General features: G+C 64.0%; 16 protein-coding genes. All 16 read left to right on the top strand.

Features of this window, described 5'->3' with window-relative positions:
• Positions 1–461 precede the first annotated feature (461 nt).
• The 16 genes from BLA15945_RS22840 (at position 462) to atpG (ending at position 17,594) form a co-directional block, all read left to right on the top strand.
• On the top strand, positions 462–1,619 hold the full coding sequence (locus BLA15945_RS22840) for an ABC transporter substrate-binding protein (RefSeq protein ID WP_059232804.1): 1,158 nt from the start codon (positions 462–464) through the stop codon (positions 1,617–1,619).
• 199 nt (positions 1,620–1,818) lie between these two features.
• Complete coding sequence (locus tag BLA15945_RS22835) at positions 1,819–2,874, top strand: branched-chain amino acid ABC transporter permease (protein WP_059232803.1); 1,056 nt, start codon at positions 1,819–1,821, stop codon at positions 2,872–2,874.
• Between the two features lie 4 nt (positions 2,875–2,878).
• Positions 2,879–4,663 carry a branched-chain amino acid ABC transporter ATP-binding protein/permease gene (locus BLA15945_RS22830; RefSeq protein WP_174993437.1) on the top strand — a complete coding sequence of 595 codons (1,785 nt, stop codon included), beginning with the start codon at positions 2,879–2,881 and terminating at the stop codon, positions 4,661–4,663.
• Positions 4,663–5,418 (top strand): ABC transporter ATP-binding protein, encoded by a 756-nt coding sequence (locus BLA15945_RS22825; RefSeq protein WP_096472134.1) that lies wholly within the window; start codon positions 4,663–4,665, stop codon positions 5,416–5,418. Before BLA15945_RS22830 ends, BLA15945_RS22825 begins: the two co-directional genes overlap by 1 nt.
• A 507-nt stretch (positions 5,419–5,925) precedes the next feature.
• Positions 5,926–7,896, top strand: a complete 1,971-nt coding sequence (gene mnmG / locus BLA15945_RS22820; protein ID WP_174993436.1) for a tRNA uridine-5-carboxymethylaminomethyl(34) synthesis enzyme MnmG — start codon at positions 5,926–5,928, stop codon at positions 7,894–7,896.
• Positions 7,893–8,579: a 16S rRNA (guanine(527)-N(7))-methyltransferase RsmG gene (gene rsmG, locus BLA15945_RS22815; protein ID WP_059232799.1), complete on the top strand. Its 687-nt coding sequence runs from the start codon at positions 7,893–7,895 to the stop codon at positions 8,577–8,579. The genes mnmG and rsmG overlap by 4 nt, the downstream gene beginning before the upstream one ends.
• Positions 8,580–8,630: 51 nt before the next feature.
• Complete coding sequence (locus tag BLA15945_RS22810) at positions 8,631–9,410, top strand: ParA family protein (protein WP_059232798.1); 780 nt, start codon at positions 8,631–8,633, stop codon at positions 9,408–9,410.
• Between the two features lie 31 nt (positions 9,411–9,441).
• Complete coding sequence (locus BLA15945_RS22805) at positions 9,442–10,335, top strand: ParB/RepB/Spo0J family partition protein (RefSeq protein ID WP_174993435.1); 894 nt, start codon at positions 9,442–9,444, stop codon at positions 10,333–10,335.
• A 10-nt stretch (positions 10,336–10,345) separates the two neighbouring features.
• Entirely contained in the window at positions 10,346–11,476 is a 1,131-nt protein-coding gene (locus BLA15945_RS22800) for an SLC13 family permease (RefSeq protein WP_174993434.1), read from the top strand.
• A 568-nt stretch (positions 11,477–12,044) separates the two neighbouring features.
• Positions 12,045–12,566 (top strand): ATP synthase subunit I, encoded by a 522-nt coding sequence (locus BLA15945_RS22795; RefSeq protein ID WP_059236535.1) that lies wholly within the window; start codon positions 12,045–12,047, stop codon positions 12,564–12,566.
• Between the two features lie 109 nt (positions 12,567–12,675).
• The gene (gene atpB / locus BLA15945_RS22790; protein WP_011350522.1) at positions 12,676–13,527 is read left to right on the top strand and encodes a F0F1 ATP synthase subunit A; all 852 of its coding nucleotides are present in this window, start codon (positions 12,676–12,678) and stop codon (positions 13,525–13,527) included.
• A gap of 75 nt (positions 13,528–13,602) precedes the next feature.
• A complete protein-coding gene (gene atpE / locus BLA15945_RS22785) occupies positions 13,603–13,872 on the top strand; it encodes a F0F1 ATP synthase subunit C (RefSeq protein ID WP_006482730.1) in 270 nt (89 codons plus the stop codon).
• A gap of 129 nt (positions 13,873–14,001) precedes the next feature.
• Positions 14,002–14,472: a F0F1 ATP synthase subunit B gene (locus BLA15945_RS22780; protein ID WP_006751767.1), complete on the top strand. Its 471-nt coding sequence runs from the start codon at positions 14,002–14,004 to the stop codon at positions 14,470–14,472.
• A 2-nt stretch (positions 14,473–14,474) separates the two neighbouring features.
• Positions 14,475–15,014, top strand: coding sequence for a F0F1 ATP synthase subunit delta (locus BLA15945_RS22775; RefSeq protein WP_059232796.1), 540 nt, complete (start codon positions 14,475–14,477; stop codon positions 15,012–15,014).
• Positions 15,015–15,058: 44 nt separating this feature from the next.
• Positions 15,059–16,600, top strand: a complete 1,542-nt coding sequence (gene atpA / locus BLA15945_RS22770) for a F0F1 ATP synthase subunit alpha (protein ID WP_021160444.1) — start codon at positions 15,059–15,061, stop codon at positions 16,598–16,600.
• A 118-nt stretch (positions 16,601–16,718) separates the two neighbouring features.
• On the top strand, positions 16,719–17,594 hold the full coding sequence (gene atpG / locus BLA15945_RS22765; protein ID WP_059232795.1) for a F0F1 ATP synthase subunit gamma: 876 nt from the start codon (positions 16,719–16,721) through the stop codon (positions 17,592–17,594).
• Positions 17,595–17,635: the final 41 nt, after the last annotated feature.

Raw genomic sequence — 17,635 nt, 5'->3', positions numbered from 1 at the left:
GGCGGCTGGCGCCGCTCGTTCGTCGCGAGGTGCGGGACAGGTCTTCGCGGCTTTCCCGAGCCGTTCTGCGGCCTGTATGCGCGTTGCGACGCCATCGCGGGTCGTTGCGCTTGCATCCGTATCCGCATCCTCATGACCCGCCGGTTTTCCGACGTTTCACCGTTCGCCGGCCCGGCCCCGTCCGGCCGGATCGGCATGCCTTCCCGCCATCGTTGCGCCCGCATCGATCTCCCGCACGATCCTGCATTTCTTCGCCTGCTTCATCCTGACGACACCGCTGTTGCGCATCGTGACGGTCGAACGACCGTTTCGGCCGGCATGCGGCGCATGGGTGCGGCGTTTCACGGGAAAACGAGCATGGGCGCGGCTGGGCGAGATAATTAAGATATTAACTTGTTTGGAGACCGGGAGCCGCCCGAGCGACCCGTGGCTTTTTCGAGCAGCGTTTGGAGACAACGTAAATGAAGATGAATCGATGGATGGAGGCCGTGCTCGCCGCGGGCCTCGTGTGCGCGGCGGCAACGGCGTCGGCGCAGGTGAAGATCGGCGTGACGCTATCGGCCACCGGGCCGGCCGCGTCGCTCGGGATTCCGGAAAAGAACACGATCGCGCTGCTGCCGAAGGAAATCGCGGGCAAGAGCGTCCAGTACATCGTGCTGGATGACGCCTCCGACACGAGCCGCGCGGTGCAGAACGTGCGCAAGCTGATCGACGAGGACCACGTCGACGCGATCATCGGCTCGTCCGTCACGCCGAACTCGCTCGCGATGCTCGACCCGGTATCGCAGGGCAAGACGCCGACGATCTCGCTCGCGGCGAGCGCGCAGATCATCGCGCCGATGGACGCGAAGCGTGCGTGGATGTTCAAGGTGCCGCAGAACGACCAGCTGATGGCCGACGCGATCGCCGGCTACATGGCGAAGCACGGCGTGAAGACGGTCGGCTTCATCGGGTTCGCGGATGCGTACGGCGACAGCTGGTACAACACGTTCAACGCGGCGGCCGCGAAGAACGGCCTGAAGGTCGTGTCGAACGAGCGTTTCAACCGCACCGACGCGTCGGTGATGGGGCAGGTGCTGAAGCTGATGGGCTCGAACCCGGATGCGGTGCTGATCGCGGGCTCCGGCACGCCGGCGGCGCTGCCGGCGAAGACGCTGAAGGAGCGCGGCTACAAGGGCAAGGTGTACCAGACGCACGGCGTCGCGAACAACGACTTCCTGCGCGTGTGCGGCAAGGATTGCGAAGGCGAGATCCTGCCGGCCGGCCCGGTGCTCGTGACCGACCAGCTGCCCGATTCGAACCCGGTGAAGAAGCCGGCGCTCGGCTACAAGGCTGCGTACGAGAAGGCCTACGGCGCGGGTTCGCTGGCGACGTTCGGCGGCCATGCGTGGGATGCGGGGCTGTTGCTGCAGCGCGCGATTCCGGAAGCGCTGAAGAAGGGCCAGCCGGGCACCGAGGCGTTCCGCGAGGCGCTGCGCGCGTCGATCGAAAGCGTGAAGGACCTGCCCGTGTCGCACGGCGTGATCAACATGACGGCGACCGATCACAACGGCTTCGATACGCGTGCACGCGTGATGGTGCAGATCGTCGACGGCAAGTGGAAGCTGCAGGCCGAGTAAGCACCACGTGAAACCGGCGTGCGCGGCGCGAACGGTGCCGTGCCCGCCGGCGGCAGGGCGCCGGGCCTGACAGGCCGCGCCCGTGCCGCCTGGAACCAGCGGGGCCCGCCGCGTGGCGCCTGACGCGCCTGTCGTGTCGTCCGCGCCCCGGCCGTTCCCGTCTTTCGTTTCTCCGCAGCATTCTCGATACACGAAACGTATGGATCTCTCGATTGCGGCGATCCTCGCGCAAGACGGCATCACGACCGGCGCCATTTATGCATTGCTGTCTCTGGCGCTCGTGCTGGTGTTTTCCGTCACGCGGGTGATCTTCATTCCCCAGGGCGAATTCGTCGCCTACGGTGCGCTGACGCTTGCCGCGTTACAGGCGCAGAAATTTCCCGCCACCTGCTGGCTGCTGTTCGTGATGGGCATCGCGTGTTTCCTGCTCGAAGTCGGCGGCCTGATCCGGCATCGCGAACGCCGCCATCAGCTCGGCCGCACGCTCGCGACGCTCGGCAGCCGCTACATCCTGCTGCCGCTCGCGGTGTTCGCGATCACGCGCAGCTTTGCCGCGCAGCCGATGCCGATGCTCGCACAGATCGCGCTGACGCTCGCGATCGTCGTGCCGATGGGGCCGTTCGTTTACCGGCTCGTGTACCAGCCGATCGCCGAAGGCACGACGCTGCTGCTGCTGATCGTGTCGGTCGCCGTCCACTTCGCAATGGTCGGCCTCGGGCTCGTGATGTTCGGCGCGGAAGGCTCGCGCACCAACGGCTTCTCGGATGCGTCGATCGCGATCGGCAGCATGACGGTGTCGGTGCAGAGCATCCTGGTCGTCGTCACGGCGCTCGTGCTGATCGGTGCGCTCTACGTGTACTTCGGCCGCACGATCGCCGGCAAGGCGCTGCGCGCGACGTCGGTGAACCGGCTCGGCGCGCGGCTCGTGGGCATCGGCACGACGGAAGCGGGGCGGCTCGCGTTCACGTTCGCGGCGGGGCTCGGCGTGCTGTCCGGGATCCTCGTCGGCCCGCTGACGACGATCTACTACGACTCGGGTTTCCTGATCGGCCTGAAGGGCTTCGTCGGCGCGATCATCGGCGGGCTCGTCAGCTATCCGCTCGCGGCCGCCGGCTCGCTGCTGGTCGGTGTGCTCGAATCGTATTCGTCGTTCTGGGCGAGTGCCTACAAGGAGGTGATCGTGTTCACGCTGATCATTCCGGTGCTGCTGTGGCGGAGCTTCGTGACGCCGCATGCGGAAGAGGAAGAGGAGTGACGCGATGAAGACGATGGTACGCAACAAGACCTTCTGGGTGTTTCTCGTGGTGCTGTTCGCGTTGCCGGTACTGCCCGGCGCGCTGCAGGTGCCCGAGTACTGGATTACGCTGCTGAACTACATCGGCCTCTATGCGATCGTCGCGATCGGGCTCGTGCTGCTGACGGGCGTCGGCGGGATGACGAGCTTCGGGCAGGCCGCGTTCGTCGGTATCGGCGCGTATGCAACCGCGTTCCTGACGACGCGCTATGGCGTGTCGCCGTGGCTCGCGCTGATCGTCGGCGTCGTGCTGACGGCGCTCGTCGCGCTCGTGCTGGGCGCGGTCACGATGCGGCTGTCCGGGCACTTCCTGCCGCTCGGCACGATCGCGTGGGGCCTCGCGTTGTTCTACCTGTTCGGCAACCTCGAACTGCTCGGCAAGTACGACGGGATCAACGGGATTCCGGCGCTGAACCTGTTCGGCATCACGCTCGAAAGCGGCCGCAGCCTGTACTTCCTGATCTGGGCCGTGGTGCTGGCCGCGATCGTGTCGGTGCAGAACCTGCTGAACAGCCGCCCGGGGCGCGCGATCCGCGCACTGCGCGGCGGCGGCGTGATGGCCGAGGCGATGGGCGTGAACACCGCGTGGATGCGCGTGGTGATCTTCGTCTACGCAGCGGTGCTGGCCGCCGTGTCGGGCTTCCTGTACGCGCACTTGCAGCGTGCGGTGAACCCGACCCCGTTCGGCCTGAACCACGGGATCGAATTCCTGTTCATGGCCGTGGTGGGTGGCGTGTCGCACGTGTGGGGCGCGGTGCTCGGTGCGGCGATTCTCACCGTGCTGCAGGACTACCTGCAGACGCTGCTGCCGAAGCTGCTCGGTTCGGAAGGCAACTTCGAGATCATCGTGTTCGGCGTGCTGATGGTGCTGCTGCTGCAGTACGCGCGCCAGGGCGTGTGGCCGTTCGTTGCGAGGCTGTTCCCGCGCGGGCCGCGTGCCCACGTGCCCGAGCAGGCCGATCCGCTGCCGCAGCGTGCGAAGCCGGCGGCCGGCGAGCCGCTGCTCGTCGTCGACAACGCACGCAAGCAGTTCGGCGGGCTCGTCGCCGTCAACGACGTCAGCTTCGACGTGAAAGCGGGGCAGATCATCGGACTGATCGGCCCTAACGGCGCTGGCAAGTCGACCACGTTCAACCTCGTGACGGGCGTGCTGAAGCCGACGGGCGGCACGATCACGTTCCGTGGCGAGCGTATCGACGGGCTCACGTCGCGCCAGATCGTTCGCCGCGGCATCGGCCGTACGTTCCAGCACGTGAAGTTGCTGCCGGCGATGACGGTGCTCGAGAACGTCGCGATCGGTGCGCATCTGCGCGGCCATACGGGCGTGTGGCGCAGCATCGCGCGGCTCAATGCGCATGAGGAAGCGCAACTGCTGGCTGAAGCCGCACGCCAGATCCGCCGCGTGGGGCTCGAGAAGCACATGTACGACGAAGCGGGCAGCCTCGCGCTCGGCCAGCAGCGGATTCTCGAAATCGCACGCGCGCTGTGCTGCGATCCGACGCTGCTGCTGCTCGACGAACCGGCGGCCGGGCTGCGCTACCAGGAGAAGCAGCAACTCGCCGACCTGCTGCGACGGTTGAAGGCCGAAGGCATGAGCGTGTTGCTCGTGGAACATGACATGGATTTCGTGATGAATCTCACCGACCGGCTGGTGGTGATGGAGTTCGGCACGCGGATCGCGGAAGGGCTGCCGCAGGATGTGCAGCAGGACCCGGCGGTGCTCGAAGCGTATCTGGGCGGGGTGGAGTGATGACGGACACGACGATGCCGATTCTCGAAGTGCGCGGGCTGGCGGTCCGGTACGGGAAGGTGGAGGCGCTGCACGGCGCGGCGATCAAGGTCGGTGCGGGGCAGATTGTCAGCGTGATCGGCCCGAACGGTGCCGGCAAGTCGACGCTGCTGAACGCGATCATGGGTGCATTGCCGGTAACAGGGCATGCGTCGGGCGCGGTCGTGTATCGCGGCAACGACGTCGGCGCGTTGCCGGTCGAGCAGCGTGTCGCGCGCGGGATGTGCCTCGTGCCGGAAAAGCGTGAGCTGTTCAGCACGATGACGGTCGAGGACAACCTCGTGCTGGGTGCGTATCGCCGCAAGCAGGCTGGCGAATCGAACTTCCTCGACCAGCTCGATCACGTGTTCGCGCTGTTCCCGCGGCTGAAGGAGCGCCGCAAGCAGGCAGCCGGCACGCTGTCCGGCGGCGAGCGGCAGATGCTCGCGGTCGGCCGTGCGCTGATGGGTAAGCCCGATCTGCTGATGCTCGACGAACCGAGCCTCGGGCTGGCGCCGCTGATCGTGAAGGAGATTTTTCATATCATCAGCGCGTTGCGCGGGACGGGCGTGGCGACGCTGCTGATCGAGCAGAACGCGCGGGCGGCATTGCAGATCTCGGACTACGGTTATGTGCTGGAGACCGGTGAGTTTGCGCTGGAAGGGCCGGCTGCCGAGCTTGCGCAGAACCCGCGTGTGATCGAAACGTACCTGGGGTTGGCGAAGAAGACGGCTTGATGGCTTGGGTAGTTGGCGGGAAACGGGCGGCGTGTTTCACGTGAAACACGCCGTTTTTGTTTGTGGGCGAGGTTTCGATGGCACGCGGTCTGGGGATAAGTGGCGGGGGAATAGTCTCAAGTTCTGTGCAGGGGCGGTTCGCTCCACAGACCGGCGATGCGTGGAACCGCAGTGGACAAGTATTGGGGCAACCGGCAGAAATGCCGTGAGGAGGAGGGTGGGCACAGCGTGCCGCGTCTGTTTTGTCTCGCGGGTCACAGATATCGATCGGGTTATGTGCTCGTCGTGGCCAAGTTTTTGCACGGACACAACGATGTACGGTGTACCGTCCACAGCCATTGCCAGAGCGGGTCCGACACCCTGGATTCACCTGTTCACAGCCAAAAATCGACGAAATGCACAGACCCTACCATTCGGACGGCATTCGGGTGAAAAGCGAACCCGCTATAATTCGGCCCATACATTTCTCTGATAGGTTCGTGCGCAGCTCTGCGTGCGGAATCCACCATGCTTTTTCCCACAGAATTTGACGTCATCGTCGTCGGTGGCGGTCATGCCGGCACGGAAGCCGCGCTGGCGTCCGCCCGTATGGGCGCGAAGACGCTGCTGCTGACCCACAACATCGAAACGCTCGGACAGATGAGCTGCAATCCGTCGATCGGCGGCATTGGCAAGGGCCATCTGGTCAAGGAAGTCGACGCGCTGGGCGGCGCAATGGCCGCCGCGACGGACGAGAGCGGCATTCAGTTCCGGATCCTCAATTCGTCGAAGGGCCCGGCCGTGCGGGCGACGCGCGCGCAGGCTGACCGCATCCTGTACAAGGCGGCGATCCGCCACCGGCTCGAGAACCAGCCGAACCTGTGGCTGTTCCAGCAGGCCGTCGACGACCTGATGGTCGAAGGCGACCGCGTAGTGGGCGCCGTCACGCAGATCGGCATCCGTTTCCGCTCCCGTGCAGTCGTGCTGACCGCCGGCACGTTCCTCGACGGCAAGATCCACGTGGGCCTGAACAACTACACGGGCGGCCGTGCGGGCGATCCGGCGGCCGTGTCGCTGTCGTCGCGCCTGAAGGAGCTGAAGCTGCCGCAGGGCCGCCTGAAGACCGGTACGCCGCCGCGTATCGACGGCCGGACGATCGATTTCTCGAAGCTCGACGAGCAGCCGGGCGACCTCGATCCGATCCCCGTGTTCTCGTTCCTGGGCCGCGCGGAGCAGCATCCGCAGCAACTGCCGTGCTGGGTCACGCACACGAACGAGCGCACGCACGACATCATTCGCGGCGGTCTCGACCGTTCGCCTATGTATACAGGCGTGATCGAAGGCGTTGGCCCGCGCTATTGCCCGTCGATCGAGGACAAGATCCACCGGTTCGCATCGAAGGAATCGCACCAGATCTTCCTCGAGCCGGAAGGGCTGACGACCAACGAGTTCTACCCGAACGGAATCTCGACGAGCCTGCCGTTCGACGTCCAGCTCGAGCTCGTGCACTCGATGCGCGGCCTCGAGAACGCACACATCCTTCGCCCCGGCTACGCGATCGAGTACGACTACTTCGACCCGCGCGCGCTGAAGGCGTCGCTCGAGACGAAGGCGATCAACGGGCTGTTCTTTGCGGGCCAGATCAACGGCACGACCGGCTACGAAGAGGCGGCCGCACAGGGCCTGCTGGCCGGCCTGAATGCAGGCCGCTACGTGCAGGAGAAGGACGCATGGTGCCCGCGCCGTGACCAGGCTTACCTGGGCGTGCTGGTCGACGATCTCGTGACGCGCGGTGTGGCCGAGCCGTACCGGATGTTCACGAGCCGCGCCGAATATCGGCTGAGCCTGCGTGAAGATAATGCCGACATGCGTCTGACCGAGGTCGGCCGCGAACTGGGTCTCGTCGACGACGCACGCTGGGATGCATTCAGCCGGAAGCGCGACGCTGTTTCACGTGAAACCGAACGCCTGAAGTCGACGTGGGTCACGCCGAAGACGCTGCCGCCGGAAGAGGCGACTGCGCTGCTGGGCAAGGCGATCGATCACGAATACAGCCTCGCCGAACTGCTGCGCCGCCCGGGCATCAGCTACGACGGCGTGTGCGGCCTGAAGGGTGGCGAATGCGGCCCTGCGGAGCCGCTGGCCGACGATCCGGTGCTGCTCGAGCAGATCAAGGAGCAGGTCGAGATCGGCATCAAGTATCAGGGCTATATCGAGCGCCAGGCATCCGAGATCGAACGCAACGACGCGAACGAAAACACGCGTTTGCCGGATGGCATCGATTACCGCGAAGTGCGTGGGCTGTCGTTCGAAGTGAGCCAGAAGCTGAACGAGTTCCGGCCGGAAACGATCGGGCAGGCGTCGCGCATCTCGGGCGTCACGCCGGCGGCGATCTCGCTGTTGATGGTGCACCTGAAGCGCCGCGGCCTCGGCCGTCGTAACGGCACGGCCGCCGAGGCAACGGAGCAGGGGGACGGTACCGTCCCGACGCAACAATGACGGCGCGTCGCGCGCCGGCGGTTAATCGGGACGTACTGGAACAGATGCTCGTCGAAGGTACGACGGCGCTTGGCCTCACGCTGACGGATGCACAACGCAACCAGCTGCTCGACTACGTCGCGCTGCTCGGCAAGTGGAACGCAGTCTACAACCTGACCGCGATCCGCGACCCGAAGCAGATGTTGATCCAGCACATCCTCGATTCGCTTTCGATCGTCCCGCATCTGCGCGGCCGTGCATCGGCACGCGTGCTCGACGTCGGCTCGGGCGGCGGGCTGCCCGGTATCGTGCTGGCAATCGTCGAGCCGGACTGGCAGGTCACGCTGAACGATATCGTGCAGAAGAAGTCTGCATTCCAGACGCAGATGCGTGCGGAGCTGAAGCTGGCGAACCTGTCGGTGGTCACCGGCCGAGTCGAATCGCTGCAGCCGGGTGTCGAAGTGCCGGAAAAATTCGACATGATCGTATCCCGCGCTTTCGCGGATCTATCCGACTTCGTTAAACTTGCTCGACATCTGGTTGCGCCGGGCGGATCGATCTGGGCAATGAAGGGCGTCCATCCGGATGACGAAATTGCGCGCTTGCCGGAAGGCAGCCGCGTGAAGCAGACGATACGGCTGGCGGTGCCGCTGCTCGATGCCGAACGGCATCTGTTCGAAGTGGCCGTCGACGACGCGATTTGAAGGCACGCGGTAGCGTGCCGTTTGTTTGAAGGTAAAGGGAACACACCAACGATGGCAAAGATCTTCTGCGTTGCGAACCAGAAGGGGGGCGTCGGCAAGACGACGACATCGGTCAATCTCGCCGCAAGCCTTGCAGCGCAGGAGCAACGAGTCCTGCTGATCGATCTCGACCCGCAGGGCAATGCGACGATGGGCAGCGGGATCGACAAGGCCTCCTGCGAAGCGACCGTGTACGAAGTGCTGGTGGACGGTGTGTCGGTGACCGACGCGCGCATCCGCCCGGACGGCGTCACCTATGACGTGCTGCCTGCGAACCGCGAGCTGTCCGGTGCCGAGATCGAACTGATCAGCATCGACAACCGCGAACGCCGGCTGAAGGCCGCGCTCGAGCACGTGGCCGACGACTACGATTTCGTGCTGATCGATTGCCCGCCGACGCTGTCGCTGCTGACGCTGAACGGGCTGTGCGCGGCGCATGGTGTCGTGATCCCGATGCAGTGCGAGTACTTCGCGCTGGAAGGGTTGTCGGACCTCGTCAACACGATCAAGCAGGTTCACGCGAACATGAACCGCGACCTGAAGATCATCGGCTTGCTGCGCGTGATGTTCGATCCGCGCATCACGCTGCAGCAGCAAGTTTCCGATCAACTGAAAGCGCACTTCGGCGACAAGGTGTTCGACGCGGTGATTCCGCGCAACGTGCGCCTGGCGGAAGCGCCGAGTTACGGGTTGCCGGGCGTCGTGTTCGACCGCAGCTCGCGCGGTGCGCAGGCCTATCTCCAGTTCGGTGCCGAGATGATCGAACGCGTGCGCGCGTTCGAGGTGTCGTGAGCCGGACATGAGCGAAGCGAGGAAGAAAGACATGAACGCGGTACCAAAGAAGAAGGGCTTGGGACGTGGCCTCGAAGCGCTGCTCGGCGGCAGTGCCGATATCACCGAAGCGGTGAAGATCGAAGGGGCGCCGAACACGCTCGCGCTCGGCAAACTGCAGGCCGGCAAGTACCAGCCGCGGACGCGGATGGACGAGGGCAGCCTGCAGGAGCTCGCGGCAAGCATCCGCGCACAGGGCGTGATGCAGCCGATCCTGGTACGGCCCATTTCGCCAGACAAATACGAAATCATCGCAGGTGAGCGGCGTTTCCGCGCGGCGCGCCTGGCCGGCCTCGATGAAGTGCCGGTACTCGTGAAGGACGTGTCCGATCAGGCTGCCGCCGCAATGGCGCTGATCGAGAACATCCAGCGCGAGGATCTGAATCCGCTTGAAGAAGCACACGGTATCCAGCGTCTGCTCGACGAGTTCGGTTTCACGCACGAACAGGCGGCTGAATCGGTCGGCCGTTCGCGCAGTGCGGTGTCGAACCTGCTGCGTCTGCTGAACCTCGCGTCGCCGGTGCAGACGATGCTGCTGGCCGGTGATCTCGACATGGGGCACGCGCGCGCGCTGCTCGCCGTCGATGCAGCGACGCAGATCACGCTCGCGCATCAGGTCGTCAACAAGCGCATGTCGGTACGCGAGACCGAGAAGCTGGTGTCGCATACGACGAAGGAAGCGCCGGCCGTGAAGGCGCGCGCGAAAGACGATGGCGGCCGCGATACGCGCCGTCTCGAGGAGGAGTTGTCCGACCTGCTCGCGTCGACGGTGAAGATCAAGCTCGGCCGCCGTGGGCGCGGGCAGGTGTTGATCGACTTCGGCAACCTCGACGCGCTCGAGGGCATCCTCGTGCGGCTGCGCGGCAACGTCGCGACCGAAGAGTAACAGGCTGCCGATGGAGGAGACGGGCGCACCTGCGCCGCGCCGTTGGCTCGGATGGCTTGCGCGGGAACCGGTTCTGTCGGTGCTTGCGCTTGGCCTGATCGTACTGCAGTGGGTGCGTCCGCAACCATTTGCGATACTCGCCGGTCGCGTCGACTGGCAGACCGTCGCGACGCTCGCGGGCCTGCTGATGCTGACCAAGGCGCTCGAGTTGTCCGGCTGCCTGATGTGGCTCGCCCACCGTATCGTCCATCACGTGCATTCCGAACGCGGGCTCGCGATGCTGCTGGTCGGGTTCGCCGCGGTGCTGTCGATGTGGCTCACCAACGACGTCGCGCTGTTCGTCGTCGTGCCGTTGATGGTGTCGCTGCGTGCTCTGACACCGTTGCCGTTCCGGCGCCTCGTGATCGTCGTCGCGCTGGCCGTCAACGCGGGGTCCGTCGCGACACCGCTCGGCAATCCCCAGAATCTTTTCCTGTGGCAATTGAGCGGCGTGTCGTTCGGCCGCTTCGTGGTCACGCTCGGGCCGCTCGCGCTTGCGCTGATGGCGTTGCTGCTCGTGCTGACCGCATGCCTGTTTCGCGCGAAGCCGCTCGACCTGTCCGGCGATGCCGTCGCATTGCCCGTACAGCGCATGCATGCGCTGATCGCGGCGGTACTGTTCGCCGCGTTCGTGCTGCTCGCGGATGCGCACCATCCGCTGCCGGGCCTCGTCGGCGTCGCCATCGTGCTGCTCGCCGTCAAACGTAACGCAGTCCTAAAGATCGACTGGCTGCTGTTGCTGATCTTCGTACTGATGTTCGTCGTGCTGCGCACCGCGGCTGCGCTGCCCGTCGTGCACGACACGATTGCGAATGCGCAACTCGATTCGCCGCTGCGCGTCTATGCCGCCGGCGCGCTACTGTCACAGGCGATCAGCAATGTGCCGGCCGCGATCCTGCTGTCGGAATTCACGCACGACTGGCGTGCGCTGGCATTCGGCGTATCGGTCGGCGGCTTCGGTTTCGCGATCGGCTCGCTCGCGAACCTGATCGCGGTGCGTCTCGCGAAGGAGCCGCGCATGTGGCTGCCGTTTCATCTGGTGTCGATTCCGTTCGCGCTCGCGAGCGCGGCGCTCGGCGCGTGGCTGCTCGCGCGCAGTTGAGCGAGGCCGGTGCGTGCGGCACAGGCGTACCGCCGGATTGGCGGGCAGGGCGGACAGCGTTCGGGGTGATTAGAGGTTGTTGATAAGTCCCGCAACCCACAGTCGAACTTCTGTGGCGGCGCGACAACTGATTGGACGTATCGATGCACGAGCATCCGGTCGAAATTCGCGCGTGGCGCGCGGTCGACCGGCCACAGCGTTTCGTGTGTTCCAGGCCGTCGCGCCGAGTCATTCCGGGCGACTGTTTCACTGCACGTTCCCCGCAGCGATCGTGCCACCTCTTGCGGGCCCGTATCGGGCATCGTTTCCCCGCCATTTCCCCATCGCCGGACTTTTTTCGTGCAAGAAATACCGGTGCAAGAAACCGACCTTACAACTGTCGTCGTACGTCGTCGAATCGGGCGTTTTTTCACATGATGAGGCGTCGTTTTACGCAGGTTTTTGTCGCGTCTAAAGCCTTGAATCACTTGCAACTATCGCTTACAATCGCCCGGATTTGTTAGCTAGGCACCCCTGAAAGCTTTCAGAAAGCTTGGGGTCGGGTTCAAGGACTTTGCGGAAGATTGCGATGGCGGGTCAGGCGCCGGACGACAGGCACGATGATCAGCGCACGCAACGCCCCGCTTCGGCGGCCGGCGAGTGGCGCGAATCCGACGACTGGGATGTCGAGCAGCAAGATAACAACATCGTTCCGCTTACACGGACGGAAGCCGAGAGGCTGTTCGGTCCGAACGTGAGCAAGCCCTCGCGCGTGACCCCCTACAAGGTGGTGTTCGCGCAAGTGGCCCTGTCCCTGGTTGCAACGCTGGCGTGGTGGCTGTTTTCGAAGTCGCCGGGCGCCGCTGCGCAATCCGCGTTTCTGGGCGGAGCGATTGGCTGGGTGCCCAGTGCGGTATTCGTGGCACGACTGAAGGCAGGTGGCTCGGCCACCGTGATGAGCTGGGTGATGGGCGAAGCCCTGAAACTCGCTCTGACGATCGGGATGTTCACCGCAGTGGCGTTCGGCTGGGCCGGCGTGCACTGGGTGCCGTTCCTCGTCACGTACCTCGTCGTGCTGAAGACGTACTGGATCGCGCTGGCCTGGCGGTAAAGAACAAGCAGCGTGCGGTTTCGACAACGAACCGCACCGGCCCGTTCCCGCAATAGCGTGTTGCGGAACAGGCAAAACGATTTTCGACAATTTGGGTGGCATTAACGATATGGCAGCTAGCGAAGGCACGCGCGGTCCGGATCCGTCCGAGTACATTGCGCACCACTTGCAGAATTTCTCCACCTCGCATCAGACGTCGATTTTCGACATCCACGTCTGGAATCTCGACACGCTGTTCTGGTCGATCGTATGCGGCATCGTGACGATCCTCGTGCTGCGTCTGGCCGCCCGCAAGGCGACGTCGGGCGTGCCGGGCCGTTTCCAGTGCGCAATCGAGATGCTCGTCGAAATGGTCGAAGACCAGTCGAAGGCCATCGTCCACGGCAATCGTACCTTCATCGCGCCGCTCGCCCTCACGGTGTTCGTGTGGGTTGCGCTGATGAACTCCCTCGACTTTCTCCCGGTCGACCTGCCGGGCCGCGTGATCGGCCTGCTCGGTCTGTCGGACGTGATTTCCCACCATCGCATCGTTCCGACGGCCGACCTGAACGGCACGCTCGGCATCGCGCTCGGCGTGTTCGTCCTGATGATCTACTACAGCATCAAGATCAAGGGTGCGGGCGGCTTCGTGCACGAGCTGCTGTCGGCACCGTTCGGCGCACACCCGCTGCTGTGGATCCCGAACCTCGCGCTCAACATTGTCGAATATCTCGCGAAGACCGTCTCTCTCGGTATGCGGCTGTTCGGCAACATGTACGCGGGTGAGCTGTTGTTCCTGTTGATCGCCCTGCTCGGCAGCATGTGGAGCTTCGGTGGCGACGCAACGTTCCTCGGCTTCGTTGGTCACGTGATCGCGGGTAGCGTCTGGGCAATCTTCCACATCCTGATTGTTCTGTTGCAGGCATTCATTTTCATGATGCTGACGCTGGTGTATCTCGGCCAAGCGCACGACAAGCACTAAGCGCGGCGTGCAAGAAAGAGTTTCCGTTTTAGTTTTTTAAATCTCAGTTCCAAGTCTTTTCACAAAGGAGTGATCATGCAAGCTTACATCGCCAACATCCAGGGTCTGACCGCCATCGGTATCGGCATCATCATCGGCCTGGGTGCAATCGGCGCCTGTATCGGTATCGCGCTGATGGGTGGCAAGTACATCGAAGCCTGCGCACGTCAGCCGGAACTCATCAACCCGCTGCAAACGAAGATGTTCCTGCTGGCTGGTCTGATCGACGCTGCATTCCTGATCGGCGTTGGTGTCGCAATGCTGTTCGCGTTCGCGAACCCGCTCCTGTCGAAGCTCGCAGGCTAAGGTTCCTCGGAAATTTGCGTCCGGCGCAAGCCGGCGCAGGGCGGAACGGAGACTTGGGGCGCTGATCGAATGCAACTCGATGAGCGCCTTACCGTTTCATTTTTCCGGAATAGCAGATAAGGAAACACCGTGAATCTCAACGCAACTCTGTTTGCGCAAATGGTCGTGTTCCTGGTCCTCGCGTGGTTCACGATGAAATTCGTGTGGCCGCCGTTGATCAACGCCCTCGACGAACGTTCGAAGAAGATCGCCGACGGCCTCGCCGCCGCCGAGAAGGGCAAAGCGGAACTCGACGCAGCGCACAAGCGCGTGGACCAGGAACTCGCGCAGGCCCGCAATGACGGCCAGCAGCGCATCGCCGACGCCGAAAAGCGTGCCCAGGCGGTCGCCGAGGAAATCAAGGCCAACGCCCAGGCTGAAGCCGCCCGCATCGTCGCTCAGGCGAAGGCGGAAGCAGAACAGCAAATCGTGAAGGCGCGCGAAGCGCTGCGTGGCGAAGTCGCCTCGCTGGCCGTGAAGGGCGCCGAGCAGATCCTGAAGCGCGAAGTCGATCAAACGGCCCACGCCCAACTGCTGAATCAACTGAAAGCCGAGCTCTGATCATGGCCGAACTTGCAACCATCGCCCGCCCTTACGCAGAAGCGCTGTTCCGCGTGGCCGAGGGCGGTGACATCGCCGCCTGGTCCACGCTCGTGCAAGAGCTGGCCCAGGTTGCGCGTCTGCCGGAAGTGCTGTCGGTCGCGTCGAGCCCGAAGGTGACGCGCACGCAAGTAGCCGAGTTGCTGCTTGCTGCGGTGAAGTCGCCGCTCGGGGCTGGCGCCGAAGCGAAGAACTTCGTGCAGATGCTGGTCGACAATCATCGCATCGCGCTGCTGCCGGAAATTGCCGAGCAGTTCGAGGCGCTCAAGAACGAACGTGAAGGTGCAGCCGACGCCGAGATCGTGAGCGCGTTCCCGCTGAACGGCGCGGATCTCGACAGTCTCGTCTCGGGCCTCGAACGCAAGTTCAAGCGCAAGCTGAAACCGACGGTCGAAGTCGATTCGTCGCTGATCGGCGGCGTGCGCGTGACGGTCGGCGACGAAGTGCTCGACACCTCGGTTCGCGCGCGCCTCGCATCGATGCAGGCTGCCTTGACCGCCTGAGCGCCACGCCGGCACGCAACAGAATTGACTATCAGGAGCGAATAATGCAACTCAATCCCTCTGAGATCAGCGAGCTGATCAAGAGCCGGATCCAGGGCCTTGAAGCGAGCGCAGACGTTCGCAACCAGGGCACCGTGATCTCCGTGACCGACGGTATCGTGCGTATCCACGGCCTGTCGGACGTGATGCAGGGCGAAATGCTCGAGTTTCCGGGCAACACGTTCGGTCTCGCGCTGAACCTCGAGCGCGACTCGGTCGGCGCGGTGATTCTCGGCGAATACGAACACATCTCGGAAGGCGACATCGTCAAGACGACGGGCCGCATTCTCGAAGTCCCGGTTGGTCCGGAACTCGTCGGCCGCGTGGTCGATGCGCTCGGCAACCCGATCGACGGCAAGGGCCCGGTCAACGCCAAGCTGACCGACGCGATCGAAAAGATCGCCCCGGGCGTGATCTGGCGTAAGTCGGTGTCGCAGCCGGTGCAGACGGGCATCAAGTCGATCGACGCGATGGTGCCGATCGGCCGTGGCCAGCGTGAGCTGATCATCGGCGACCGTCAGTGCGGCAAGACCGCAGTGGCGCTCGACGCGATCATCAACCAGAAGGGCAAGGACCTGATCTGTATCTACGTCGCGATCGGCCAGAAGGCTTCGTCGATCATGAACGTGGTTCGCAAGCTCGAAGAAACGGGCGCGATGGAATACACGATCGTCGTCGCTGCTTCGGCATCGGATTCGGCTGCGATGCAGTACCTCGCACCGTACGCCGGCTGCACGATGGGCGAATACTTCCGCGACCGTGGCCAAGACGCGCTGATCATTTATGACGACTTGACCAAGCAAGCCTGGGCATACCGTCAGATCTCGCTGCTGCTGCGCCGCCCGCCGGGCCGTGAAGCGTACCCGGGCGACGTGTTCTATCTGCACTCGCGTCTGCTGGAGCGTGCGGCTCGCGTGTCGGAAGAGTACGTCGAGAAGTTCACGAACGGTGAAGTGAAGGGCAAGAGCGGTTCGCTGACGGCACTGCCGGTCATCGAAACGCAGGCTGGCGACGTGACCGCGTTCGTTCCGACGAACGTGATCTCGATTACCGACGGCCAGATCTTCCTGGAAACCGACCTGTTCAACGCAGGCATCCGCCCGGCAATCAACGCCGGCGTGTCGGTGTCGCGAGTCGGTGGCGCCGCTCAGACGAAGGTCGTGAAGAAGCTGTCGGGCGGTATCCGTACCGACCTCGCGCAGTACCGTGAACTGGCCGCATTCGCGCAGTTCGCATCGGACCTCGACGAAGCGACCCGCAAGCAGCTCGAGCGCGGCCGCCGCGTGACGGAACTGCTGAAGCAGCCGCAGTACCAGCCGCTGCAGGTCTGGGAACTGGCCGTGTCGCTGTACGCCGCGAACAACGGCTACCTCGACGACCTCGACGTCAAGCAAGTGCTGTCGTTCGAGAAGGGCCTGCGCGAAAACCTGAAGACCAGCCACGCTGACCTCATCAAGCGCATCGAAGACACCAAGGATCTCTCGAAGGACGACGAAGGCGCACTGCGCTCGGCGATCGAATCCTTCAAGAAGTCCGGTGCCTATTGATCCGCGAGTGACACACTGAGGCCGCGCGGGTGCTGAGGCGCCCGCGCCGCTTCGGTGAGCGATGCATGAGCCCCGAGTAAGCGCTAAAGCGCTAACTCGGGGCGCAAAGGAGCAAGCTATGGCTGGAATGAAGGAAATTCGCGGCAAGATCAAGAGCGTGCAGAACACGCGCAAGATCACGAAGGCGATGGAGATGGTGGCCGCATCGAAGATGCGTCGCGCGCAGGAACGCATGCGCGCCGCTCGTCCGTATGCAGACAAGGTCCGTGCCATCGCCGCGCACATGAGCCGTGCGAACCCGGAGTACCGCCACCCGTTCATGGTGGCAAACGACGGCGCGAACACGGCCGGCATCATTCTCGTCACGACGGACAAGGGTCTGTGCGGCGGTTTGAACACCAACGTGCTGCGTGCGACGATTCAGAAGTTCAAGGAGCTGGAAGAGAAGGGCCAGAAGGTCGAAGCCACCGCGATCGGTAGCAAGGGCCTCGGGTTCCTGAACCGCTTCGGCGCGAAGGTGCTGTCGCAGGTCGTGCACCTCGGCGACACCCCGCATCTGGACAAGCTGATCGGCGCCGTGAAGACGCAGCTCGATCTGTACTCGGAAGGCAAGCTGTCGGCGGTTTATATCGCTTACACGCGCTTCGTCAACACGATGAAGCAGGAAGCCGTGATCGAGCAGCTGTTGCCGCTGTCGTCGGAACACTTCGAAGCCGATGACGGTACGCCGGCCACGTCGTGGGACTACATCTACGAGCCGGACGCGCAGGCAGTCGTCGACGAACTGCTCGTGCGTTACGTCGAGGCGCTGGTGTACCAGGCCGTCGCGGAAAACATGGCGTCCGAGCAATCGGCGCGCATGGTCGCGATGAAGGCCGCGTCCGACAACGCGAAGACGGTGATCAGCGAACTGCAGCTCGTGTACAACAAGAGCCGTCAGGCCGCGATCACGAAAGAACTGTCGGAGATCGTCGGCGGCGCAGCCGCTGTTTAAGCGCGCGCCCGGGACGACAACTGCGCCTTTGCGCGAGTAAA

Origin of the sequence: Burkholderia arboris (assembly GCF_902499125.1) — a bacterium.
Taxonomy (GTDB): domain Bacteria; phylum Pseudomonadota; class Gammaproteobacteria; order Burkholderiales; family Burkholderiaceae; genus Burkholderia; species Burkholderia arboris.
The sequence above is the reverse complement of the archived record's forward strand: the minus strand, read 5'-3'. Positions and strand labels throughout refer to the sequence as shown.